The organism is Kocuria sp. U4B (genome assembly GCF_054875615.1).
Genome location: NZ_CM142180.1, coordinates 941346 through 964586 on the forward strand (window position 1 = coordinate 941346; position 23241 = coordinate 964586).

The 23241-nt window shown below is 76.5% G+C and carries 15 protein-coding genes and 2 pseudogenes; 6 read left to right on the top strand and 11 right to left on the bottom strand.

Going from position 1 to position 23241, the window contains the following annotated elements; all coding sequences use genetic code 11:
- Positions 1–35: 35 nt before the first annotated feature.
- Complete coding sequence (locus tag ACYSMR_RS04405) at positions 36–3572, bottom strand: ATP-dependent helicase (protein WP_461747485.1); 3537 nt, start codon at positions 3570–3572, stop codon at positions 36–38.
- Positions 3569–6970 (bottom strand): ATP-dependent helicase, encoded by a 3402-nt coding sequence (locus ACYSMR_RS04410; RefSeq protein ID WP_461747486.1) that lies wholly within the window; start codon positions 6968–6970, stop codon positions 3569–3571. Before ACYSMR_RS04410 ends, ACYSMR_RS04405 begins: the two co-directional genes overlap by 4 nt.
- Positions 6971–7061: 91 nt before the next feature.
- Between ACYSMR_RS04410 and ACYSMR_RS04415 the strand changes: the two genes are divergently transcribed.
- Positions 7062–7910 (top strand): exonuclease domain-containing protein, encoded by an 849-nt coding sequence (locus tag ACYSMR_RS04415; protein WP_461747487.1) that lies wholly within the window; start codon positions 7062–7064, stop codon positions 7908–7910.
- A 24-nt stretch (positions 7911–7934) separates the two neighbouring features.
- Here ACYSMR_RS04415 and hemL read toward each other — a convergent pair whose 3' ends face one another.
- From hemL to hemE, 8 genes and pseudogenes are all read right to left on the bottom strand, one after another.
- Positions 7935–9251, bottom strand: coding sequence for a glutamate-1-semialdehyde 2,1-aminomutase (gene hemL / locus ACYSMR_RS04420; RefSeq protein WP_461747488.1), 1317 nt, complete (start codon positions 9249–9251; stop codon positions 7935–7937).
- A gap of 55 nt (positions 9252–9306) precedes the next feature.
- Entirely contained in the window at positions 9307–10287 is a 981-nt protein-coding gene (gene hemB, locus ACYSMR_RS04425) for a porphobilinogen synthase (protein ID WP_374238508.1), read from the bottom strand.
- 171 nt (positions 10288–10458) lie between these two features.
- A pseudogene (locus tag ACYSMR_RS04430) lies at positions 10459–11304 on the bottom strand (uroporphyrinogen-III synthase); the annotation flags it as partial.
- A gap of 5 nt (positions 11305–11309) precedes the next feature.
- A complete protein-coding gene (hemC, locus tag ACYSMR_RS04435; RefSeq protein ID WP_461747489.1) occupies positions 11310–12266 on the bottom strand; it encodes a hydroxymethylbilane synthase in 957 nt (318 codons plus the stop codon).
- Positions 12263–13468 carry a ferrochelatase gene (locus ACYSMR_RS04440; protein ID WP_461747490.1) on the bottom strand — a complete coding sequence of 402 codons (1206 nt, stop codon included), beginning with the start codon at positions 13466–13468 and terminating at the stop codon, positions 12263–12265. The genes hemC and ACYSMR_RS04440 overlap by 4 nt, the downstream gene beginning before the upstream one ends.
- Positions 13465–14214 (bottom strand): hydrogen peroxide-dependent heme synthase, encoded by a 750-nt coding sequence (gene hemQ, locus ACYSMR_RS04445; protein WP_251333965.1) that lies wholly within the window; start codon positions 14212–14214, stop codon positions 13465–13467. Before hemQ ends, ACYSMR_RS04440 begins: the two co-directional genes overlap by 4 nt.
- A gap of 3 nt (positions 14215–14217) precedes the next feature.
- The gene (gene hemG / locus ACYSMR_RS04450; RefSeq protein WP_461747491.1) at positions 14218–15762 is read right to left on the bottom strand and encodes a protoporphyrinogen oxidase; all 1545 of its coding nucleotides are present in this window, start codon (positions 15760–15762) and stop codon (positions 14218–14220) included.
- Positions 15759–16964, bottom strand: coding sequence for a uroporphyrinogen decarboxylase (hemE, locus tag ACYSMR_RS04455; protein ID WP_461747492.1), 1206 nt, complete (start codon positions 16962–16964; stop codon positions 15759–15761). Before hemE ends, hemG begins: the two co-directional genes overlap by 4 nt.
- A 122-nt stretch (positions 16965–17086) precedes the next feature.
- Here hemE and ACYSMR_RS04460 point away from each other — a divergent pair, with 122 nt between their 5' ends.
- The 5 genes and pseudogenes from ACYSMR_RS04460 (at position 17087) to ACYSMR_RS04480 (ending at position 22291) form a co-directional block, all read left to right on the top strand.
- Complete coding sequence (locus ACYSMR_RS04460) at positions 17087–18415, top strand: glutamyl-tRNA reductase (RefSeq protein WP_309125638.1); 1329 nt, start codon at positions 17087–17089, stop codon at positions 18413–18415.
- 47 nt (positions 18416–18462) lie between these two features.
- Positions 18463–19080: a TetR/AcrR family transcriptional regulator gene (locus ACYSMR_RS04465; RefSeq protein WP_251333969.1), complete on the top strand. Its 618-nt coding sequence runs from the start codon at positions 18463–18465 to the stop codon at positions 19078–19080.
- 55 nt (positions 19081–19135) lie between these two features.
- Positions 19136–19372: a DUF3107 domain-containing protein gene (locus ACYSMR_RS04470; protein WP_251333970.1), complete on the top strand. Its 237-nt coding sequence runs from the start codon at positions 19136–19138 to the stop codon at positions 19370–19372.
- 404 nt (positions 19373–19776) lie between these two features.
- Positions 19777–21513 (top strand): annotated as a pseudogene (locus tag ACYSMR_RS04475) (DEAD/DEAH box helicase); the annotation flags it as partial.
- Positions 21434–22291 carry a DNA-methyltransferase gene (locus ACYSMR_RS04480; RefSeq protein WP_251333971.1) on the top strand — a complete coding sequence of 286 codons (858 nt, stop codon included), beginning with the start codon at positions 21434–21436 and terminating at the stop codon, positions 22289–22291. The pseudogene ACYSMR_RS04475 and the gene ACYSMR_RS04480, both read left to right, overlap by 80 nt.
- 15 nt (positions 22292–22306) lie before the next feature.
- Here the strand turns inward: ACYSMR_RS04480 and ACYSMR_RS04485 are convergent, their stop codons facing one another.
- On the bottom strand, positions 22307–23158 hold the full coding sequence (locus ACYSMR_RS04485) for a PHP domain-containing protein (RefSeq protein ID WP_251333972.1): 852 nt from the start codon (positions 23156–23158) through the stop codon (positions 22307–22309).
- Between the last annotated feature and the right edge of the window lie 83 nt (positions 23159–23241).

Sequence of the window (23241 nt, forward strand, 5' to 3'; positions counted from 1 at the left end):
CACACCCACTCCACCAACGTCCCCGGTCAGTACACCTAGGCCCGCAGCACCACGCGGTAGGCCTCCCGGACGACGGCCTCGAGCTCCTCGGTCCCCGCGAGGTCGTGCGGGCGGACCACCCGGTCCTCCGCCACGTAGTAGAAGGCCGCGGTGACGTCCTCCAGGGGCGCCCCGCGCAGCCGCGACCACGCGAGCCGGTAGACGGCCAGCTGCGCCGAGCGCTCCTGGAGCTCCCGCCCGGTCGGGGCCCGGCCCGTCTTCCAGTCGACCAGCTCCCACGTGCCGTCGCCGTTGCGGAACACGGCGTCGACGCGCCCCCGCACCGTGATCCCGCCGATCGGGGTCTCCAGGGGGAACTCCACGGCGTACGGCTGCCGGTCCGCCCACGGGCTCGCGCGGAACGTCGCGGACAGCCCGGGGAGGTCGTAGGCCTCGTCGACGTACTCGTCCGCGCTGCCGGGCAGCTCCCCCACGTCGAAGATCGCGGAGCTGCCGTAGAACTGCTCCACCCAGGCGTGGAAGGTGGTGCCGCGGCGGGCCGCGGTGCCCGGCCGGCGCGGCATGGGCCGGCGCAGGCCCGAGACCACGTCGTGCGGGTCCCGGGAGAGCGCCACGAGCGTGGACGCCGAGACGTGGGACGGCATGGGCACCGTCCGCTCGCTGCGGGCGTCCTCGTGCCGGGCGAGCAGGATCCGGGCCTCCTCCGACCAGCGGCGCGGGTCGGGGGCGAGGCCGTCGCGCTCCGCGGCGCCGAGGAGGTCCTCGACGTCGAGGCCCGCGGTGTCCGGGAAGCCGCGCGCCAGCACCGCGCGGGCCGCCCCCTCCAGCGCGTCGCGGCGGCCCCGGTGCGGGGGCGGGCTCACGCGCACGGAGCTCGTCCCGTCCTCGGCGGTCACCGTCTCGGTGATCTCCGGGCCCTCGAGCGGGTCGTAGGGCCACGGCGCGCTGAGCACGGTGGCCGCCGCCGGGTTCTGCGTGCCCGGCGGGACCTCCGCCCACGGCCCCCGCCGCACGGACGGGGCCGGGCCCTGCGTGAGCGGGGCCAGCTCCGCGACGAACACGGAGGGCTCCTGCCCGGTCCGGGCCGTGCCGCGGAAGACGGTGCACGAGAGCTCGAGCACCGACCGGGCGCGGGTGACCGCCACGTAGGCGAGACGGCGCTCCTCGTCCTCCGCGTGCTGGGCGGCGAGCTCCAGGTAGTCGGTGTGGGAGTCCTCCAGCGCCTTGAGGTCGGTCGTGTCCACGGACCACTGGGGCAGGAACCGGGCGTCCCCGCGCAGCGGCCAGGGGAGGGCGCCGGTCTCGACGGTCCAGCGGGACGGGTTGTCGGTGGGGAAGTTCTTCGTGTTCAGGCCCGGGACGTAGACGTGGTCCCACTCGAGACCCTTGGAGGAGTGCACGGTGACGAGCTGCACCGCGTCCTGGCGGGGACGGTCGGGGCCGGGCTCGAGCCCGTTCTCCTCGGCGAGCGTGACGTCGAGCCAGGCGAGGAACGCGGAGACGTCGCCCGTGGCGGAGGACGCCGTGAACGTCAGGGCCGCCTCGTGGAACGCGTCCAGGTTGCGCCGCGCCTGGTGCGACGAGCGGTGGGGGTGGGCGGCGACCTCGACGTCGAGGCCCATGACCGTCTCGACCTCGTGCAGCAGGCTCGGCAGGTCGTCGGCGAGGAACGGGCGCAGGTGGTCGAGCTCGTCGCGCAGCCGCAGCATCCGCGCGCGCGCGGCGTCGGAGAGGGAGCGGCCGTGGGCGGAGACCCAGCCGGGCCGCGGCAGGGTCTCCAGCGCCTCGATCAGGGAGGCGTGGTCGGAGAGGTCGGGCTCGACGAGCGCGTCCTCCTGCGCCTCCTCCTCCGTCACCGGGGACTCGAGGTCCTCGGGCCGGCCCGCCTCCGCCGCCTCGGTGCGCCGGCGCTCCAGGTGGGCGGCCCAGTCGGACAGGGCCATGAGGTCGCGGGTCCCGATCCGCCAGCGGGCGCCCCCCAGCAGCCGGACCAGGGCGTCGGAGCGTCCGGGGTCGTCGAGCACCCGCAGGGTCGCCACGACGTCGCCGACCTCCGGGGTGGCGAGCAGCCCGCCGAGGCCCACGACCTCGTAGGGCAGGCCGCGGGCGGCGAGCTCCCGGCGGACGGGCTCGATCTGGGAGCGCTTGCGGCACAGCACCGCCATGGTCGGCATCTCCGCCGGGTCCCCCCGGTGCTCGGCGCGCCGGGCCCGCACCTGCTCGGCGATGGCCACGGCCTCCTCGACGTCGGTGGCGTGGCGGCTCAGCCGGACCTCGCCGGGTCCGGCGCCGGGCCGGGGGTCCAGCTCGGGCACCGTCAGCGGGGATGCGCCCCGCGCCCACGGGGGCAGGCTCCGCAGCGGGGCGGCGAGGGTGTTGGCGACGTCGAGGATCCGGGCGTCGTTGCGCCACGCCGTGGTCAGGAAGCTCGGGCGCCCGTCCTCGCCCGGGGCCACCGGGAAGGAGTCGTAGAAGCCGAACAGCTGCCCGGCGGAGGCCCCGCGGAAGCCGTAGATCGACTGCTGCGGGTCGCCCACCGCCATCACGGAGTGCCCGTGGCCGAACAGGGCGGAGAACAGCCGCAGCTGCGCGTGGGAGGTGTCCTGGAACTCGTCGAGCAGCACCACGCGGTGGCGCTGGCGCTCGGTGTCCCGGGCGGTGGGGTCCTCCGCCGCCAGCCGGGCGGCGGCGGAGAGGAGGTCGCCGAAGTCCATGGCCTGGGCCTCCCGCTTGCGGCGGGTGAACTCCGCGACGAGCTCGGCGAGCACCCACGAGGCCCGCTGGGTGTGCTCGACCTTCTTCAGCGTGGGGCCCAGGCTCCGCTTCCGGCGGCCGGGCGGCGTCGTGGCCAGCTCGCCCAGCAGCTGCTCGGCGAAGCGCTCCACGGCCTCCGGGGCCACGAGGTGCTCGGCGCACGCGGACGCGAGGCCCAGCACGGCCCGGACCATGGTCGACTTGGCGGGCATGGCCTCCAGCAGCTCGCCCGTCCAGTCCTCGACGGTCTGTGCGGCGAGCTGCCACGCCTGGGCCGGGCCCAGCAGGGTCGTGTCCGGCTCGATGCCGATCCGCAGCCCGTAGTCCCGCACGAGCGCGTTGGCGTAGGAGTGGTAGGTGCTGACGGTGGGGTCCTGGGGCGCCTGCGGGACGTCGTCCTCGCCCTCCGCGGCGGGCACCTCGACGCCGGCGGCGCGCAGCGTGGCCAGCCGGTGGCGCATCCGCTCCCCCAGCTCGCCCGCGGCCTTGCGGGTGAACGTCACGCCGAGCACCTGGTCGGGGGCGACGATCCCGTTGGCCACGAGCCACACGACGCGGTCGACCATGGTCGCGGTCTTGCCGGACCCCGCCCCGGCGACGACGAGCCGCGGGGTCAGCGGCGCGCTGATCACGGCGGACTGCTGGGGCGTGGGCCGGCGGCCGTCGCCGTCGAGCAGCTCCGCGAGCTCTTCGGGGCTGTAGCGCGGGTCCACCCCGCCGTAGGGGTGCACGGACTCAGGGGCGCGGGGCGCACCCGTGGTGGTCGGGGCGTCGGTCATGCGGGTTCCGGTCTCCTCCCGGTCGGGTTCGGGGCTCACGGTTCGCTCACCTGCCGTCCCTCGGCGCACAGGGGGCAGATCTGCGGCAGCTTGCAGCCGTGGCCGTTGAACGCGCCCTCGGACTGGTCGTGGCGGGCCGTGAAGCGCTCCCCCGCGACGAGCTCGGCCGCGCGGGTGATCAGCTCCCGGGCCCAGGCGGCGCCGGGCTCCAGGGGGTCCTGCTGCTGGACGCGCGGGGTCTTGTCGTCGGTGCCCAGCTGGACCAGCAGGGCACCGCCGGACAGCTCCGTGACGGTGCCCTCCGGCAGCACGAGCTCGGGCCCGTCCTCGCCCGCGGCCATCGCCGCCCCGGCGCCGGCGCTCAGGGCGACCTGGTAGGCGGCCAGCTGGGGGTGCTCGGGGATCTTCGCCGAGGCGGGCTTGGTGCGGCCGGTCTTGAGGTCGACGACCACGAAGCGGCCCTGCTCGTCGACCTCGAGCCGGTCCACCCGCCCGCGCAGCAGGGCGTCCCGGGCCCGCCCCTGGACGAGGACGCTGAAGGAGCCCTCGACCGAGGCGAGCCGCCGGCCGTGCTCCCGGCGGGCGTCCAGGACGTACTGGGCGAACTTGCGCAGCATCTGCCGCGCCCGCTCCAGCTGCACCGCGGACTCCCAGGTCTCGGGCAGCCCGAGGGTGGGCCAGCGGCGCTCCAGCTCCGCGACCAGCTCGGTGCCGGCGGCCTCGGGGAGGTCCTCGGCGACGGCGTGCACGAGCGAGCCGAGGCTGCGGCTGAGGTCGGTCGCGGCCTCGCCGCGGGAGGCGGCCACGAACCAGTCCAGCGGGGAGCGGTGGATCGTCTCGATCCGGGACGGGGAGACGGGCACGGGGACGCCGTCGTCGAAGACCGGTTCGGTGCTGGTCAGCGGGGCCGTGCCCCACCAGGTGTCGGGGTGGGCGCCGGGCACCGGGCGCGGGGAGCGGGCGATGCGGTGCAGCAGCCGGGCGGCCGCCTCCGAGCGCACCGGGTCCTCCTCGTGCAGCTGGACCCACTGCCGCAGCTCGGCCACGAGCGCGCGCAGGGTCATGGGCCGCGGCGCGTCGACCGGGGCGCGGGCGCCCTCGGGCCCCGTGCCGGGCGGGTCGACGAGGTCGAGGAACTCGGAGGGCTGCTCGTCCTCGTTGGACGCCGCCGTGACCACGAGCGTGCCGCAGCTGCGGGAGACGGCGGCCGAGAAGGAGCGCAGCTCGTCGTGGCGGACCTCCCGCATCCGCGTCAGCGGCGTCACCCGGGCGGCCTGCTCGGTCCCGAGGTCCAGGGCGTCGGTGAGCAGGTCCGCGCCCAGCAGGCGCCCGCGCAGGCGGGTGTTCGGCCACACGCCCTCCTGGACGCCGGCGACGAACACGACCGGCCACTGCCGCCCGGCGGCGGTCGCGGGGGTCATGATCTCGACGGTCTCGTCGGTCGGGGCCCGGGCGGCCAGGGTGTCCATCGGCAGGTCCTGGCTCTCGATGTAGTCGAGGAACTGGGCGGGGCTCGCCCCGGGGAGGTGGTCGACGTAGCGCTCGGCGGACTCGAAGAGCGCGACCACGGCGTCGAGGTCGCGGTCGGACCGCTCCCCGGCCGGGCCGCCCTCGAGGGCGCGGCGGCGCCACGCGTCGGCGACGGCGGCGGCCTCCCACAGCGCCCACAGCACGGTCTCCGCCGTGGCCCCCTCCTCCCGCAGGGCGCGGGTCCCGGCGGAGATCATCCGGGCGACCCGGCGGGCGGCCCCCGAGCGCACGCCCGCGGCGTCGAGGGCCCCCGGCGCCACGAGCGCCTCGACGAGCAGGTCGTCGCTGGTGCGCCCGCCGCCCCCGGCGAGCTCCTCCGCCCGCAGCCGCTGGCGCAGCCGGCGGAGGTCCATCGGCGAGGCGTTGCCGATCCGGGAGGTCAGCAGCTCCACGGCCGCCTGCACCGTCAGGGCACCGAAGCGCTCCGTGTGCTCCGTGGCGCCCCGGGCCCGCGCGGCCTCGGCCTCGGTCACCACGCGCAGCGCCGCGAGCAGCGGCCGCACGGCGGGCTCGTCCCGCACGGGGGTCTCGGCGGCGGACGTGCTCACCGGCACGCCGAGCGCGGAGAGCTGCCGCTCGAGGCCCTCGAGGTAGCGGCCGTTGCGCACGACCACGGCCATGTCCGCGAGCGGCACGCCGGCCACGAGGTGGCGCTCCAGGACCTGGTGGGCGATCCACCGCGCCTCGTGCAGCGGGGAGGAGAGCACCGCCGTGACCACCTCGCCGGCGGGCGGGGCCGCGGCCGGCGTCCCGGGACCCCCGTGCTCCGCGGCGGGGGCCCCGTGCTCCGCGGCGGGCGTCCCGAGCCGGCGGGGGGTGCGCACGACGGCGGGGATCCGCTCGGCCACGCGCTGCCAGACCTCCCCCACGGCGGCCGGCATGCGCCGGCTCGTGGTCAGCAGGTGCCGCTGCAGCGGGCGGCCGGGGTCGGCCAGCCGGTCGTCGAGGCTGCGCAGCAGGTCCGGGCGCGCTCCGCGGAAGCCCTGGACCACGGTGTCCGGGCACGCCGTCACCACCGTGTCCCGGCCCCGGCACAGCACGCCGAGCAGCCGGTGGATGGAGGGGGTCGCCTCCTGCAGGTCGTCGACGAGGACGAGGTCCAGGCGCTCCTGCTCGGCGCGCAGGAACTCGGGGCGGTCCTCGAGCAGCCGCGCCGCCTCGGAGACCAGGGCGGCGGGGTCGTAGGCCTCCGGCATCCGCAGCCGGCGCACGGCCTGGTACTCGGCGCGCACGGCAGCGGCGGCGGCCCAGTCCGGACGCCCCAGCCGGCGGGCGAGCGCCCGCAGGTCGTCGGGGGCGAGGTCGTACTCGGACATGCGGTCGAACACCTCCCGCACCTCCTGGCGGAAGCCGCGCGTGCCCAGCGCCTCCCGCAGGTCGGGGGGCCACGCGACGGCGGCGCCCTCCCCCACGGCGTGGCCCGCCATCAGCTCGCCGATGAGCACGTCCTGCTCCGGTCCGGAGAGCAGCTTGGGGCTCTGCGCCACCCCGGCCAGGAGGCCCTCGTTCTGGGCCCGGCGCAGGAGGTCGAAGGCGTAGGACTGCCACGCGCGCACGGGCGGGGAGCTCATGGTGGCGGAGACCGTGGCGGTGAGCTCGTCGCGCAGCCGGGCGGCGGAGAGCCGGGAGGGCGTCAGCACGAGCAGACGGTCGGGGTCGAGGCCCTCCCGGATCCGGCGCGCCGCGAGCTCGACGAGCACGCGGGTCCGGCCCGTGCCGGGCCCGCCGACGACCAGCCGGGGACCGCACCCGGCGCGCAGCGCGACGACCTCCTCCTGCTCCGGGGTGGGCCGCCACCGGGTGCGCTCCTCGCCGGCGCCGCGCGGCGGGACGAGGCTCCACCGCACCGGCCCGGCGCCCGTGCCGGTGGGTGCGGTGGGAGGAGTGGGGTGCTCGGTCTGCCGCATGGTCCCATCTCATCACGGCGGTCGGACGCGGTAGCACCGGGCGCCGGGCCCGGGCCGGTGGCGGGTCGGAGGCGGCCGGTACGGTGGGGCCATGGCCTCGACCTCACGCCCTTCCAGCACCCCCGAGCAGCTGCCCCTGCCGGAGCCCGCCCCGCCGCGGGTGGACCGCCGCGCGGCGGCGCCCGCCGCTCCCGAGGGGGCCCAGGGCGCGCTCTTCGACCTCGACGAGGGGCGCGGCCCCTCGTCCCCGGCGTGGACGGAGCAGCCGCGGGCGGCCTTCGACCTGGAGACCACCGGGCGCGACCCCCGCACCGCGCGCATCGTCACGGCCTCGGTCGTGCGCACCGACGCCACGGGACGGGTGACCGACGCGTGGGAGTGGCTGGCGGACCCGGGGGTGGAGATCCCCGAGGAGGCGGCGGCCGTGCACGGGGTGAGCACCGAGCGGGCCCGTGCCGAGGGCCGCCCGGCGCGGGAGGTCGTCGCCGAGGTCGCCGCCGTGCTCGGCGAGCTGTTCGCGGCCGGGACCCCGGTGCTGGTGTTCAACGCCTCCTACGACTTCACGGTCCTCGCGCGGGAGGGGCACCGGCACGGCGTGGCGGTCCCGGTCCCCTTCCCGGTGCTCGACCCGTTCGTGCTCAACAAGCAGGTGCACCGGTACCGGCGCGGCAAGCGCACGCTCGGGGCGCTGTGCGAGGAGTACGGGGTCGAGCTCACGGCGGCCCACACCTCGGCGGCGGACTCCGTGGCCACCGAGCGGCTCGCGGTGCTCATGGCGCAGCGCTTCCCCGCGCTGGTGCGCCCGGCAGCGGAGCTGCACGCCGACCAGGTGGGCTGGGCCGCGGAGCAGGCGGCGGACCTGCAGGAGTACTTCCGCCGCACCCGCCCGGACGCGGTGGTCGACGGCACCTGGCCCGTCGGCTCCTCCGAGGACGCCTGAGCGTCCGCGGAGGAGCCGACGCCGTCAGGCCGCCGGGCGGGCCTCGGCGGCCGCCCGGGCGGCGGCCGGCAGGGCGGAGATGATCCGGTCCATCGCGGCGTCGTCGTGGGCGGCGGAGAGGAACCAGGCCTCGAACACCGACGGGGGCATGTACACGCCCTGGTCGAGCATCGCGTGGAAGAACGCCGGGTAGCGGAACGTCTCCTGCGCCCTGGCCTGCGCGTAGTCGTGCACGCCCGTCGCGGAGGTGCCGAAGGCCACGGAGAACAGGTTCCCGGCCGTCTGGATCGAGTGGTCGACCCCGGCCTCGTCCAGCGCGGCCCGCACGGCCTCCTGCAGCTGCACGGAGCGGCGGTCGATGGTCTGGTACGCGATCCGGTCCGCCGTGCGCAGGGTCGCCGCGCCCGCGGCCATCGCCACCGGGTTCCCGGACAGCGTGCCCGCCTGGTACACGGGCCCGAGCGGCGCGAGATGGTTCATGACCTCCGACCTGCCGCCCACGCCGGCCACGGGCAGCCCGCCGCCGATGACCTTGCCGAACATGAACAGGTCGGGCTCCCACCCGCCCTCGGCACCGGCGGTGAGACCCCAGTAGCCGGCCTCGTGCACGCGGAAGCCGGTGAGCACCTCGTCGAAGATCATCAGGGCGCCGTGCTCGCGGGTGATCCGGCGCAGCCCCGCGTTGAAGCCCTCGCCGGGGGTGACGACGCCCATGTTGGCCGGCGCGCCCTCGGTGATGACGGCGGCGATCCGGCCCGGGTGGGCCGCGAACGCCTCCTCCACGGCCGCGAGGTTGTTGTACGGCAGGACGAGGGTCTCGGCCGCGGTGGCCGCCGTGACGCCCGCGGAGCCGGGCAGCGCCAGCGTGGCCACGCCGGAGCCGGCCTCGGACAGCAGCGCGTCCACGTGGCCGTGGTAGCAGCCGGCGAACTTCACGATCAGGTCCCGCCCGGTGACGCCGCGGGCGAGGCGGATGGCGGTCATGGCGGCCTCGGTGCCGGTCGAGACCATGCGCAGCTCGTCGATGGCGGCGACGCGGTCGACGACCAGCTCGGCGAGCTCGGTCTCCCCGCGCGTCGTGGCGCCGAAGGACAGGCCGCGCTCCACGGCCTCGTGCACGGCGTCGACGACCACGGGGTGGGAGTGCCCGATCAGGGCCGGGCCCCACGAGCTGACGAGGTCGACGTACTCGCGGCCGTCGGCGTCGGTGAGGTACGGGCCCTTGGCCGCGCTGATGAACGGCGGGGTGCCGCCCACCGAGTTGAACGCGCGCACCGGCGAGTTCACGCCACCGGGCATGACCTTGCGGGCGCGGTCGAAGAGTTCCTGGGAGACGCTCATGAGTGCTGTGTGCTTCCTTTCGCCGGGCATCCGGCTCGGGGGTGGGCAGGGGTGGTCAGGCGGTGCCGTTCTCCTCGCGGTACCAGTCCGCGAGCTCGACGGCGAAGTAGGTGAGCACCGAGTCGGCGCCGGCGCGGCGGATCGAGAGCACGGACTCCTGGATCGCGGCCCTGCGGTCGATCCACCCGTTGGCGGCGGCGGCCTCGATCATGGCGTACTCGCCGGAGATCTGGTAGGCGGAGACGGGCACCGGGGAGACCTCGGCGACGTCGCGCAGGATGTCGAGGTAGCTCATGGCCGGCTTGACCATGACCATGTCGGCGCCCTCGTCGAGGTCCAGCCGCAGCTCGTGCAGCGCCTCCCGGCGGTTGGCGGGGTCCATCTGGTAGCTGCGCCGGTCGCCCTGGAGCTGGGAGTCCACGGCCTCGCGGAACGGGCCGTAGAACGCGGAGGAGTACTTCGCGGAGTAGGCCAGGACGGCGACGTCGGTGTGCCCGGCCTCGTCGAGGGCCGAGCGGATCACGCCGATCTGGCCGTCCATCATCCCCGACGGGCCGAGCACGTGCGCGCCCGCCTCGGCCTGGGCCACGGCCATCCGGGCGTAGATCTCCAGGGTCGCGTCGTTGTCCACGGTCCCGTCGGCCGCGAGCACGCCGCAGTGGCCGTGGTCGGTGAACTCGTCGAGGCACAGGTCCGCCATGACGACGAGCTCGTCGCCGACCTCCGCGCGGACCTCGCGCAGGGCGCGGTTGAGGATCCCGTCGGGGTCCGTGCCGGCGCTGCCGCAGGCGTCGCGCTCGGCGGGCACCCCGAAGAGCATGAAGCCGCCAAGGCCCTTCCGCGCGGCCTCGGCGGCGGCGCGCTTGAGGGAGTCGAGGCTGTGCTGGACGACCCCGGGCATGGAGCCCAGCGGGGCGGGCTCGGTGAGGCCCTCCTTGACGAACACCGGGAGGATGAGGTCGGCGGGGTGGACCCGGGTCTGCGCGGCGAGCCGGCGCATGGCGGGGGTGGTGCGCAGCCGGCGGGGCCGGGCCACGAGGTCGTAGCGCGGGGTGCGGTGGGTCACGGGGGTCGTCTCCTCGGTCGGTGCGGTCGGTGCGGTCGGTGTCGTCGGTGCGGTGCTGCTCGTGCCGGGTCCCGGTGCCGCCGGCGCCCTCCCGGACGGAGCGGCGAGCGCCTGGACGAGGGCGTCCCGGATGCTCTCCGGGGTCGGCCGGTCGGCGGCCAGCGCGTGCAGGCCGAGCGCGGCGGCCGCCCGGCGCGTCGGCTCGCCGATGGCCACGAGCGCCGTCCCCGCCAGGACCGCGGGGTCCTCGCCCACGAGCTCGGCCAGGTGCGACGGGGCGCTGAGCACCACGGCGTCGGTGCCGCCGCCGGCCAGCTGCGCCAGCAGGCCCGCCCGGTCCAGCACCTCGGGGCCCCCGGCCGCCGCGCCCTGCCCGGGGTGCGGGCGCCGCAGGGGCACGGGGGCGGGCCACGGGACGGTCTCGTACGCCACCGCCGTGCGGACACGGTACCCCTTCGCGGCGAGCCCGTCCGCGAGCACAGTACGGGCCCGGTCCGACAGCGGCAGCAGCACGGTGCCCGGGCAGGCCTCGCCGGGCCAGTCGGCGAGCAGGCCCTCGGCGGAGTGCACGGCGCCGGGCACGAGGTCCGGGGCCAGCCCCGCCGCGGTGAGGGCCGCGGCGGTGGCGTCCCCCACGGCGGCGACCCGCAGCCCGGCGCGGCGGGCGGGGCCGAGGCGCCCGGCGAGGCCCCCGGTCCTGCCGGCCAGGGCCTCGAGGGCCCGGACGGTGTTGACGGAGGTCACGGCCAGCCAGGCGCCGGGCGCCGCGGCGGGATCGGCGGCGCGCGCCAGGAGCGCGGCCAGGGGCGCGGTGTCGACGGGAAGGGTCGCCTCCAGCAGCGGGGCGAGCCGGACGCACGCCCCCTCGGCGCGCAGGAGCGCCACGAGGGGGGCGGCACGGTCTGCGGCGCGGGTCAGGACGACCCGGGCGCCGCGCAGGGCGGAGGCCGGGGCGTCGGGCCGGTCGGGGGCGCCGGACCGTGCCACGGGGCTCAGAGCGTCAGCCGGGCCAGCCGGCCGGCGCCGTCGGCGAGCAGCTCCTCGGCGAGGCGGGTGCCGAGCTCCCGCGCCGCGCCGACGGTGCGCTGCGCGGTGCTCCCGCGCCGGCGCATGAGCTCGCTGCCGTCCGGGTCGGCCACGACGGCGTCGAGCACGAGCTGCCCGCCCTCGAGCCGGCCCAGCGTCCCCACGGGGGCGGCGCAGCCGGCCTCGAGCCGGGTGAGCAGGGCCCGCTCGGCGGTCACGGCCAGCCGGGTCTCCAGGTGGTCGACCGCGGCGAGGCCCGCGGCGAGGGGGGCGTCGCCGGCCGCGTCCGCGGCGCGGCACTCGAGGGCCAGGGCGCCCTGGCCGGGCGCCGGCAGCATCACGGACGGGTCGATGAGCTCGGTGATCGCGGCCTCCATCCCCAGCCGGCGCAGCCCCGAGGCGGCGAGGACCACGGCGTCGAGGTCGCCCGGGGCCACGCGGGCGAGCCGGGTGCCCACGTTGCCGCGGATGTCCACGATCTCGAGGTCGGGACGGGCGGCGCGCACCTGCGCGGCGCGGCGCGGGGAGCCCGTGCCGACCTTCGCCCCGGCGGGCAGCCCGGCCAGGGTCAGCCCGTCCCGGGCGCACAGCGCGTCGCGGGGGTCCTCCCGCTCGGGCACGGCCGCGACCTCCAGCCCCGGCACGGGGGCCGTGGGCAGGTCCTTGAGGGAGTGCACGGCCAGGTCCACGGAGCCCGCGAGCAGCGCGGCGCGCAGGGCCGTGGCGAACACGCCCGTGCCGCCCATCTGGGACAGCGGCCCCGTGAGGACGTCGCCCTCGGTGCGGATGGTCACGAGCTCGGGCTCCAGCCCGCCCGCGGCCGCCACGGCGCGGGCCGCCGCGGTCGTCTGGGTGAGCGCGAGCTGCGAGCCGCGGGTGCCGACGCGCACGACCGGCAGCCCCGCCCGGACGTCGGCGCTCATGCCCACCGCACCTCCCCGGCGTCGTCGAGGCCCACGGGGATCGGCTCCCCCGCGGGCCGCTGGGCGATCGTTGGGCGGGGGCCCGAGGCGCCGCGCAGGACCTTGACGCAGCAGTCGGGCGCGCAGTCGTCGAACCAGGTGCCCTCGGCGCAGGCCGAGACCCTCGGCGGGGCGTCGCGCCCGGCGATGCGCTGCTCGACGAGGTCGGCGAGGCCGGCCACGAAGGCGGGGTGCGTCCCGGCGGTGGGCGTGCGCGCGGCGGGCAGGCCGAGCCGCTCGCAGGTCTGCAGCGCCTCGGTGTCGAGGTCCCACTTCACCTCCATGTGGTCGGAGACGAAGCCGAGCGGGACGATCACGACGCCGGCGACGCCGCGCCCGGCGAGCTCCTCGATCGCGTCGTTGATGTCCGGCTCCAGCCACGGCACCTGCGGGGGCCCGGAGCGGGACTGGTAGACCAGGTCCCACGTGTGGTCGCCGAGCTCCTCGGGGCCCACGCGCTCCAGCACGGTGCGGGCCACCGCGAGGTGCTGGGCCACGTACGCGGAGCTCTCCTCGAACTCCATCCGGGCCGGCCCGGACGCCTCGGCGTCGCTCGTGGGGATGGAGTGGGTGGAGAACAGCACGGCGACCCGGCCGCCCGCGGCCCCCAGCTGCGCGCGCACCTGGGCCAGGCCCTCCCGCAGGCCCTCGACGAAGGGCCGCACGAAGCCCTCGGAGTCGTAGTACTGGTGGACCTTGTCGATCTGCATCTCGCCGGCGATGCCCAGCTCGTCGAGGGCCACGCCGTAGTCCTCGCGGTACTGCCGGCAGCCCGAGTAGCTCGAGTAGGCGCTCGTGGCCACGACCAGCAGCTTGCGCAGCCCCCGGGCGTGGCACTCCCGCACGACGTCCCGGACGTAGGGCGCCCAGTTGCGGTTGGCCCACAGCACCGGCACGCTCAGCCCGCGGCCCAGCAGGTCGGCCTCGAGGGCCGAGCGCAGGGCGCGGTTCTGGGCGTTGATCGGGCTGACGCCGCCGTTGGCGCGGTAGTGGGTGGCGACCTCCTCGAGGCGCTCGTCCGGGATGCCGCGGCCCTTGGTGACGTTGCGCAGGAACGGGATGACGTCGTCCTGCCCCTCGGGACCGCCGAAGGAGGACAGGACCACGGCGTCGTAGGCCACGGGGGCGTGCGCGCGGGCCGCGGAGAGGGGGTTCGTGCTCATCGGAGCACCTCCGCGAGCTCGTCGGTGCGGATCCGGCGGCCGGTGTAGAACGGCGTCTCCTCGCGCACGTGCAGGCGGGCCTCCGTGTTGCGGAAGTGGCGCATGACGTCCACGAGGTCGACGAGCTCGGGGGCCTCCAGGGCCAGCAGCCACTCGAAGTCGTTGAGGCCGAAGCACGCGATCGTGTTGGCGAGGACCTGGGGGTAGTCGCGGGCCTTCATCCCGTGGTTGCGCAGCATCTCGGAGCGCCGCTCGGCGTTCATGTAGTACCACTCGTAGGAGCGCACGAACGGGTAGACGCACACCCACTGCTCGGGCGCGACGCCGCGCGCGAAGGACGGCGAGTGGTTGGCGGTGAACTCCGCCTCGCGGTGGACGCCCATGGCGTTCCAGACCTGGCGCGTGCCGGCCAGCAGCCCCGTGCGGCGCAACCGGCGGACGGCGGACTGCAGCGCCTGCGGGTCCGGCCCGTGCAGCCAGGTGAGGACGTCCGCGTCCTCCCGCATCCCGGAGACGTCGTAGACCCCGCGCAGGGTCGTGCCCTCGCCGGCCAGCTGCTCGACGACGCCGTCGAACTCGGCCGCCGCGGCGCCGTCCTCGGTGCCCGGGGCCGCCGGGGAACCGTCCGGGCGGGCGAACACCGTCCAGAGCGCCCAGTGCAGGCGCTCCTCGCCGCGCTGCTCCGCCGCCTCGGGCTGCGGTGCGGGGCGGCCGTGGTGTGCGTGCGGGCTGGTGTCGTGGGACACTGCTCAGTCCTTTCGTGGGGTGGGGGTGGTCGGTGGCGCCGGGGGCGCGGGCGGGCCGGGCGGCGGGGCCTCCGGCACGCCGGCCTCGGCCAGCAGGGCGCGGACCTGGGCGCGGGTGTCCTCGACGACGGAGGCCAGGCCCGTGCCGGCCAGCCACGCGCCGACGGCCACGGTGTCGGGCAGCTCGGCGAGCGCCCGGCGGAACTCGGCGACCCGCCGGGCGTGGCCGACCCCGGCCCGCGGCAGCGCGGAGCGCCAGCGGACGATGTCCGCGCCCACGAGCTGCTGGGGGCGCAGCGTGACGCCCATGAGGGTCGAGGCGTCGGAGAGCGCGAGCCGGATGAGCTGCTCGTCGGGCAGCGCCACCTCGGGCGGGACCGTCCCGGCGGCCTGCGCCCGGCCGTAGGACAGGCGCAGGACGTGCCGCCCGGGGCCGGCGGCCTCGCGCACCCAGTCCCACTTGGCGCTCGCGTGGGTCAGGGCCTTGGCGCGCACGGCGCGGGCGTCCTCGCTCACGAGCAGCCCGGTGCCGCGGGGCGCCCCGTCCAGGCGCGGGTCGTCGACGACGAGGGTCGCCAGGGCGACCTGCGGGCCGGGTCCGGGGACGAAGCGCTGCAGCTCGTCCCGGTGGCTGGCCAGCAGGCGCACGGTGGTCGCCCCGTCGGTGGCCATGACGAGCAGCTCCCCGCGGGCCACGGCGGTCTTGTCCCCGTTGCGGGGCTGGCGCTGGATGACCATCCAGCCGTCCCGGCGGGGGTCGCGGTCCACGGCGATGACGTCGTAGCCGGTCACGAGCTTCACGCCCGTCCGCTCGAGCTCGCGCACGAGCGTCTCGGACAGCGCGTTCATCCCGCCGCGCAGGCCGGCGACGTTGGCCCCGGCGGGCGCGGCGCGGCGCAGGGCCCCCGCCGCGGCGCCGAGCGAGCCGTGCTCGCGCAGGGCGCGGCGCAGGCCGGGGGCCACGGCGTCGACGTCGAGGTCGTCGGGGTGGGCGGAGTGCACCCCGGAGGTGAAGGGCGTGACGAGGCGCTCGAGCACCCGCTCCCCCATCCGCACGCGCACGAGCCCGCCCAGGGAGCGCTCGGTGACGCCGACGAACGCGGGCAGCCGGCGGTCGAGGGACGCCCGCAGCATCCCGGCCCGGCCCAGGGCGACGCGCAGCCGGGGCGCCGTGGGGTCGGCGGGGATGCCGAGGACCCCGGAGTCGGGGGCGGGCACGGCGCCCTCCGGCAGGAACAGCCAGGACCCGGCCCGGTTGGGGTGCACCACGCGCTCGCCCAGTCCGAGCTCCTCGAGCAGGTCGGGCACGGCGCGGGAGCGGGTGGCGAAGGACTCCGCGCCGGAGTCGAGCACGAGGCCCGCGACCTGGTGGGCCCCGACGGCCCCGCCCAGGTGGTCCTCGGCCTCGACCAGGGTCACGCGCAGCCCGCGGGCCGCGAGGTCCCGGGCGGCCACGAGCCCGGAGATCCCGCCGCCCACCACGAGGGCGGAGCGGGGCGGGCGGCGGCGGGCGGGACGACCCCCGCCCGCGGCGGGGCCCGTGCTCACGCCCGGGTCCCGGCGAGCGGCCGGGCCGGCGGCTGCTCGTGGACGAGGGCCACGAGGTCGGTGAGCACCTGCGGGTCGGTGCCCGGCGGGACGCCGTGGCCGAGGTTGACGACGTGCCCGGGCGCCTGGGCGCCGCCGCGCAGGACCTCGCGGACGTGCTGCGCCAGGACCTCCCACGGGGCGGTGAGCAGCGCGGGGTCGATGTTGCCCTGCAGCACGGTGCGCCCGCCGAGCCGGCGGTTCGCCTCGGCCAGCGGGATCCGGTAGTCCACGCCCACGGCGTCGGCGCCGGCGTCGCGCATGGCGGCCAGCAGCTCGCCGGTGCCCGTGCCGAAGTGGATGCGGGGCACCGGCAGGTCCGCGACGGCGCCCAGCGCGGTGGCCGAGTGCTCGAGGACGTGCGCCCGGTAGTCGGCCAGCGAGAGGGAGCCCGCCCAGGAGTCGAACAGCTGGACGGCCGAGGCGCCGGCCTCCACCTGGGCGCGCAGGAACGCGCCGGAGGTGCGGGCGGCCCACCCGGCGAGCGCGGCCCACGCGGCGGGGTCGGCGTGCATCATGGTGCGCGGCAGGAGGTGGTCCCGCGACGGCCCGCCCTCGACCATGTACGCGGCCACGGTGAAGGGAGCCCCGGCGAAGCCGATGAGCGGGGTGGCGCCGAGCTGGGCGACGGTGGCCGCGACGGCCTCGCGGATCGGGTCGAGGGCGGCGTCGTCGAGCTCGGGCAGCGCGGCGACGTCGGCGCCGGTGCGCACGGGCCGCTCGAGCACGGGGCCGCGGCCGGGGACGATGTCGACGTCCACGCCGGCCACCCGCATGGGCACGACGATGTCGGAGAAGAAGATCGCGGCGTCGACGTCGTGGCGGCGCACGGGCTGGAGGGTGATCTCCGCGGCCATCGCGGGGTCCAGGCACGCGTCGAGCATCGCGGTGCCCTCGCGCAGGGAGCGGTACTCCGGCAGGGAGCGGCCGGCCTGGCGCATGAACCACACCGGGCGGCGGCTCGGGGTGCGCCCGGTGAGGGCCTGGAGCAGGGGGGCGTCGGCGGTGCCCGCCGCCCGCAGGGGGTGGCTCGCGGGCAGTGCCCCCAGCGAGGCGGTGAGCCGCCGGAGCGCCGTCGGCGCGTCGGGGACGTCCTCGGGGGTCCCGGGAGCGGCTGCGGTCGACGTGTCCGGCGTGCTCGCCGTGCCAGGGGTGGTAGCCATAGTGGCTCCATTGTGCCAAGGAACCCCGACATCGTTTGCTGACGCTGCGTCAGCGCCGTGCGATCAGGCTCACCGCGTCACCGACCCGCGGATTCCCGGTGACCGTCTAGTATGAATGGACTGTGGTCCTCTTCGCACTCGTCGCCTCCCACCAGAACGTCGATCTGAACACCGTTGCGCGTCTCAGCACCGGTGCGCTGGGGCTGTCCGAGGAGCTGGTCCGCGGCGGCCGGCTCCAGGGCGCCGTGACGCTCTCCACGTGCAACCGGCTGGAGCTCTACGGCGAGCTCGCCCCGGTCCCGGGCCAGTCCCCGGAGGCCGCCGTGGACGACGTGCGCGCGCAGCTCGCGGAGCAGATCGGCGCGCGCTCCGGGCTCGATCCCGAGTACGTGGCCGACCTGCTGGTCCCCTTCGCCGACGCGGGCGCCGCCCGCCACCTGTTCACGGTGGTCTCCGGGCTGGAGTCGGCCGTGGTGGGCGAGCGCGAGATCACCGGCCAGGTCCGGCGGGCCCTCAACGAGGCCCGGGACGCCGACGTCGTCTCCGGCAGCCTCGTGCGCCTGTTCGAGGCGGCGGCGCGGACCGCGCGCAAGGTCGGCACCCAGACCGCCCTGGGCGAGCGCGGGCGCTCGATCGTCTCCGTGGCCCTCGACCTCGCCGACGACGTCACGGCCGGCTCCTGGGCGACGCGCCGGGCCCTGGTCTTCGGCACCGGCGCCTACGCCGGGGCGACCATGGCCGCCCTGCGCGACCGCGGGTGCGCCGACATCGAGGTGTTCTCGGCCTCCGGGCGGGCCGGGCAGTTCACCGAGAACCGCGGCGGCTCCCCCGTCTCCGCCGAGGAGCTGCCCGCGGCCCTCGAGCGGGCCGACGTCGTCGTCGGCTGCAGCGGCGGCTCCTCGCCGATGAGCGCCTCCGCGTTCCCGGCCGGCCCGCGCACCGTCGTGGACCTCGCCCTCACCCGCGACTTCGACCCCGCGGTCGCGGACCTGCCCGGCGTCGAGCTGATCTCCCTGGAGTCGGTGCGCGTGGCCGCCCCCGACGAGACGCGGGAGTCCGTGGAGGCCGCCACCGGCATCGTCGAGCGCGCCGCCCAGGAGTTCGCCGCGAGCCAGCACGGCCGGGACATGGACGCCGCGATCGTCGCCCTGCGCCGGCACACGATGGCGGTCCTCGACGCCGAGCTGGAGAAGGTCACCGCCCACCACGGGTGCACCGCCGCCAAGGAGCAGATCGAGCTGGCGATGCGCCGCATGGTCCGCTCCCTGCTGCACACCCCGACCGTCCGCGCCCGCGAGCTCGCCGCCCAGGGCCGCCAGGACGAGTACGTCTCCGGTCTGGAGGCGCTGTACGGCATCGAGGTCCCCGCCGCCCCCGTGGAGGAGACCGAGCCGGCGGCGTCCCCCGCCTCCCCGCCGCAGATCGACCGCCGGCCCCAGGCCGCCGGGTAGGGCCCCATTCGCGAGGCCGGCGCCACCGGCCGGTTGAGGAGGAACGCATGAACGAGACCAGGAGAGGCCGCCCGGCGCGCCTGCCGCGGGAGGCCCGGCGCCGGCAGCTGCTGGAGACCGCGCTGACCGTGTTCTCCTCGAACGGCTACCACGGCTCGTCGATGGACGACATCGCCGACGCCGCGCAGGTGAGCAAGCCGGTGCTCTACCAGCACTTCCCGGGCAAGCGCGAGCTCTACCTCGCGCTCGTCGACCACTACCTCGGGGAGCTCTCCGACGCGCTCGTGGCCGCCCTGGAGGGCAGCGAGGTCAACCGGGAGCGCGTGGAGTCCATGCTGGACGTCTACTTCGGCTTCGTGGAGGCCAACCCGGAGGCCCACCGGCTGATCTTCGAGTCGGACCTGCTGGCGGACCCGGAGGTCGCCGAGCGGTTCGAGAGCTTCCACCTCGCGATGGCCGACGCGATCGCCGGGGTGCTGGGGCCCAACGCCGGGCTGAGCCCGCCCCACGCCGTGCTCGTCTCCCGGTCGCTGACCGGCATGGCGCAGACGGCCGCGGTGCACTGGATCCGCAACCCCGGCATGGGCGGGCGCGCCGAGGCGCAGCGCCAGATCTTCCGTTTAGCTTGGGGCGGAATCTCGATCATCGACGAGGACTGGGAGTAGGGCCCTCCCTAGACTGGCCGGGACGTACCGCGCAGCCCTGCCCACAGGAGGAACCATGGAAATCAAGATCGGTGTTCAGAACGTCGCCCGCGAGATCGTCGTGGACGCCGCCCTCGGCGCGCAGGAGGCCGTGGAGCTCATCAACCAGGCCATCTCCTCGGGCTCGCCGCTGACCCTCACCGACGCCAAGGGCACCGTGACGGTGGTCCCCGCCGGCGTCATCGGCTACGCCTCCGTGGGCGCCGAGCAGAAGCGTACCGTCGGCTTCATGCCGTTCGCCAAGGAGGACTGAGCCCCGGCCCGCCCGCCCCGGCGGAGCACCTGCCCGGCGACCGCACGGAGTGCGCGCGGTCGTCGGGCTACACTGTTAAGCGCACTGGATGACCGGTCGTACCGACGAACGACAGACCTTTTCCCGCCCCCGCTCCTCAGCGACCAGGCCCCGCACGGCGGCCGCGCAGGACCGGGCCCGGGCGCCACCCCCGGTGGCGCACCGGCCGAGGCGGCGCCCGCTCACGATCGGCTTCCACCACCGCACGCCCCCGCCACCACTCCGGTGGCCCGGAGCCCGGACCGCACGGTCCCCTCCGCAGGAGCGGGCGTGCCCTACCGAAGGAAACCGCACCCGTGACCGACTACATCACCGACACCGCACCCGGCGACGCCGCCGGGCTCGACGCCGCCGCCGAGCTCGACGTGCCCACGACGGTCGTGGAGACCGCCGCGGAGCCGGAGCCGCTGCCCGAGGGCTTCGCCGACTTCGGCGTCCGCCAGGACATCGTCGACGCCCTGGCCGCCGAGGGCATCGTCCACCCCTTCCCCATCCAGGCCATGACCCTGCCCGTGGCGCTCTCCGGCCAGGACATCATCGGCCAGGCCAAGACCGGCACCGGCAAGACCCTGGGCTTCGGCATCCCCGTCGTCCAGCGCGTCACCGGCCGCGACGACGCCGGGTGGGCCGGGCTCAAGAAGCCGGGCGCCCCCCAGGCGCTCATCGTGGTCCCCACCCGCGAGCTGGCCGTGCAGGTCGGCCAGGACCTCGCCGCCGCGGCGCGGATCCGCAACGCGCGCGTGGCCACCATCTACGGCGGCCGCGCCTACGAGCCCCAGATCGAGGAGCTGCAGCAGGGCGTCGAGGTCGTCGTCGGCACCCCCGGCCGGCTCATCGACCTCAACCGCCAGCGCCACCTGGACCTCTCGGCGGTGCGCGTGGTCGTCCTCGACGAGGCCGACGAGATGCTGGACCTCGGCTTCCTCCCGGACGTCGAGAAGCTGCTCTCCGCGGTGCCCGAGGTCCGCCAGACCATGCTCTTCTCGGCCACGATGCCCGGCCCCGTGGTCGCGATGGCCCGCCGGTACATGACCAAGCCGATGCACATCCGGGCCTCCTCCCCCGACGAGGGCGCCACCAAGAAGGACATCCGCCAGGTCGTCTACCGCGCCCACCACCTCGACAAGGACGAGGTCGTCTCCCGCATCCTGCAGGCGCGGGGCCGCGGGCGGACCATCATCTTCACGAAGACCAAGCGCGCGGCGGCGAAGCTCGCCGACGAGCTGATCTCCCGCGGCTTCGCCGCCGCCCCCCTGCACGGCGACCTCGGCCAGGGCGCGCGCGAGCAGGCGCTGCGGGCGTTCCGCAACAACAAGGTCGACGTGCTCGTGGCCACCGACGTCGCCGCCCGCGGCATCGACGTCGAGGACGTCACCCACGTCATCAACTTCCAGTGCCCCGAGGACGAGAAGACCTACCTGCACCGCACCGGCCGCACGGGGCGCGCGGGCAACAAGGGCACGGCCGTGACCTTCGTGGACTGGGACGACGTGCCCCGCTGGCGGCTGATCGACAAGGCCCTCGAGCTCGGCGTGCCCGAGCCCGTGGAGACCTACTCCTCCTCCGAGCACCTCTACGCGGACCTGGACATCCCCCAGGGCACCAAGGGCCGGCTGCCGCGCGCCCAGCGCACCCACGCCGGGCTGGACGCGGAGGTCCTCGAGGACCTCGGCGAGCCCGGCGGGCGCAAGGGCGGTCCGCGCGGCGAGTCCCGCGGCCGGTCCCGGGACCGCTCGGAGCCCCGCTCCGGCGACGGCCGCCGCGGCGGCCGCGGCGAGCGCGCCCCCGGGACGGCGCCCGGCGCGAGGACGCCCCGCGCAAGGACGCCCCGCGCGAGGAGGCCGCCCGCGAGGACACCCCGCGCGAGGAGACCCGGGAGCAGCCGCGCGCGCAGCGGGAGCGCGCCCCGCGCGAGACGTCCGTGGAGAAGTCCGAGGACGGCACCACCCGGCGCCGGCGCCGCCGCCGCGGCGGCCGGGGCACCGGCGAGGCCCGTCCGGCGCAGAGCGGCCCCGCCGCCGAGTGACGCGCTTCGCCTTCGACGCCGAGGGCCCCGACGCGGTGGTCGCCGCGGAGAACCTGGATCTCCTGCGGCGGCTGCCCGACGGGGCCTTCCGCATGATCTACGTGGACCCGCCGTTCAACACGGGGCGCACGCAGCGGCGCCGGCAGTCGACCATGACCCCGGCGCCCCCGGGCCAGGGGGACCGCACGGGCTTCGCGGGCCGCTCCTACGCGACCGTCCTGGGGGCCCTGCGCAGCTACGACGACGCGTTCGCGGACTACTGGGGGTTCCTGGAGCCCCGGCTGCGGGAGGCGTGGCGGGTGCTCGCCGACGACGGGACGCTGTACGTGCACCTGGACTACCGCGAGGTGCACTACGCCAAGGTCATGCTGGACACCATCTTCGGCCGGGAGTGCTTCCTCAACGAGATCATCTGGGCCTACGACTACGGCGGGCGCTCCCGCCGGCGGTGGCCCGCCAAGCACGACAACGTCCTGGTCTACGTCAAGGACCCGGAGCGCTACCTGTTCGACAGCGCCGAGGTGGACCGGGAGCCGTACATGGCCCCCGGCCTGGTCACCCCCGAGAAGGCGCAGCGGGGCAAGCTGCCCACGGACGTGTGGTGGCACACGATCGTCTCCCCCACCGGGCGGGAGAAGACCGGCTACCCGACCCAGAAGCCCGTGGGCCTCGTCCGGCGGATGGTCGCGGCCAGCTCCGCGCGCGGGGACTGGGTGCTGGACTTCTTCGCCGGCTCCGGCACCCTGGGCGCGGCCGCCCACCAGCTGGGCCGCCGCTTCGTGTGCGTGGACCGCAACCCCGAGGCCGTCGAGGTGATGCGCGCCCGGCTGCCCCACGCCGCGGTCCGGGACTGAGCCGGGGACGGGCGCTCAGGGGTGGCGGACGCCCACGCCGGAGCTCGCCTGCTCCTCGATCCGCACGAGCGACTGCACCGAGGTGAGGTTCTCGCCCAGCCGGTTGGGCTTGCCGCTGCCGTGGTAGTCGCTGGAGCCGGTGACCAGCAGGTCGTGCTCGGAGGCCATCCGCACGAGCCGGGCGCGCGCGTCCTCGGGGTTGTCCCGGTGCGCCACCTCGAGCCCGGCCAGGCCCGCGTCGATCATCGCCTCGAAGACCTCGGGGCCGACCACGCGCCCGCGGGCCGTGGCCAGCGGGTGCGCGAAGACCGGCACGCCCCCGGCGGCGCGCACGAGCCGCACGGCGTGCACCGGGTCCGGGGCGTGGTGGGCGACGTAGTAGCGGGAGCGGCTGCTGAGCACCGAGGCGAACGCGGCGGAGCGGGACTCCACGACCCCGACCGTCACGAGGGCGTCCGCGATGTGCGGGCGGCCCACCGTGGCGCCGTCGTGCACGTGCTCCCGCACGATGTCCCAGTCGATGGGGTAGTCCTCGGACAGCAGCTCGACCATCCGCGCGGCGCGCGTGAGCCGCGACGAGCGGGAGGACTCGATCTCGGCCAGCAGGGCCGGCTCCTCCGGGTCGTGCAGGTAGCTCAGCAGGTGCACCGAGATGCCGTCGCCGGTGGTGCAGGAGATCTCCATGCCCGGCACGAAGCTGATCCCGGCCGCCGCGGCGGCGTCCCCGGCCTCCTGCCAGCCGGACGTCGTGTCGTGGTCGGTGAGCGCGAACACGTCCAGGCCCGCGGCGCGGGCGGCGCGGGCGACGTCCCCGGGGCGCTCCGTGCCGTCGGAGTCCGCCGAGTGGGTGTGCAGGTCGATCTTCACCCCTCCACGATAGCGGCCGGCCGTCCCGGCACCCCGGACGCCCGCCCCGCGCACGTGGCACGATGAGGAGGACGACCCGAGGG

Bases quoted from the DNA above. Each gene is read 5' to 3' on its own strand.
- ACYSMR_RS04410 (WP_461747486.1), bottom strand. From the start codon at position 6,970: ATGCGGCAGACCGAGCACCCCACTCCTCCCACCGCACCCACCGGCACG.
- ACYSMR_RS04415 (WP_461747487.1), top strand. From the start codon at position 7,062: ATGGCCTCGACCTCACGCCCTTCCAGCACCCCCGAGCAGCTGCCCCTG.
- hemL (WP_461747488.1), bottom strand. From the start codon at position 9,251: ATGAGCGTCTCCCAGGAACTCTTCGACCGCGCCCGCAAGGTCATGCCC.
- hemC (WP_461747489.1), bottom strand. From the start codon at position 12,266: ATGAGCGCCGACGTCCGGGCGGGGCTGCCGGTCGTGCGCGTCGGCACC.
- ACYSMR_RS04440 (WP_461747490.1), bottom strand. From the start codon at position 13,468: ATGAGCACGAACCCCCTCTCCGCGGCCCGCGCGCACGCCCCCGTGGCC.
- hemE (WP_461747492.1), bottom strand. From the start codon at position 16,964: ATGGCTACCACCCCTGGCACGGCGAGCACGCCGGACACGTCGACCGCA.
- ACYSMR_RS04465 (WP_251333969.1), top strand. From the start codon at position 18,463: ATGAACGAGACCAGGAGAGGCCGCCCGGCGCGCCTGCCGCGGGAGGCC.
- ACYSMR_RS04470 (WP_251333970.1), top strand. From the start codon at position 19,136: ATGGAAATCAAGATCGGTGTTCAGAACGTCGCCCGCGAGATCGTCGTG.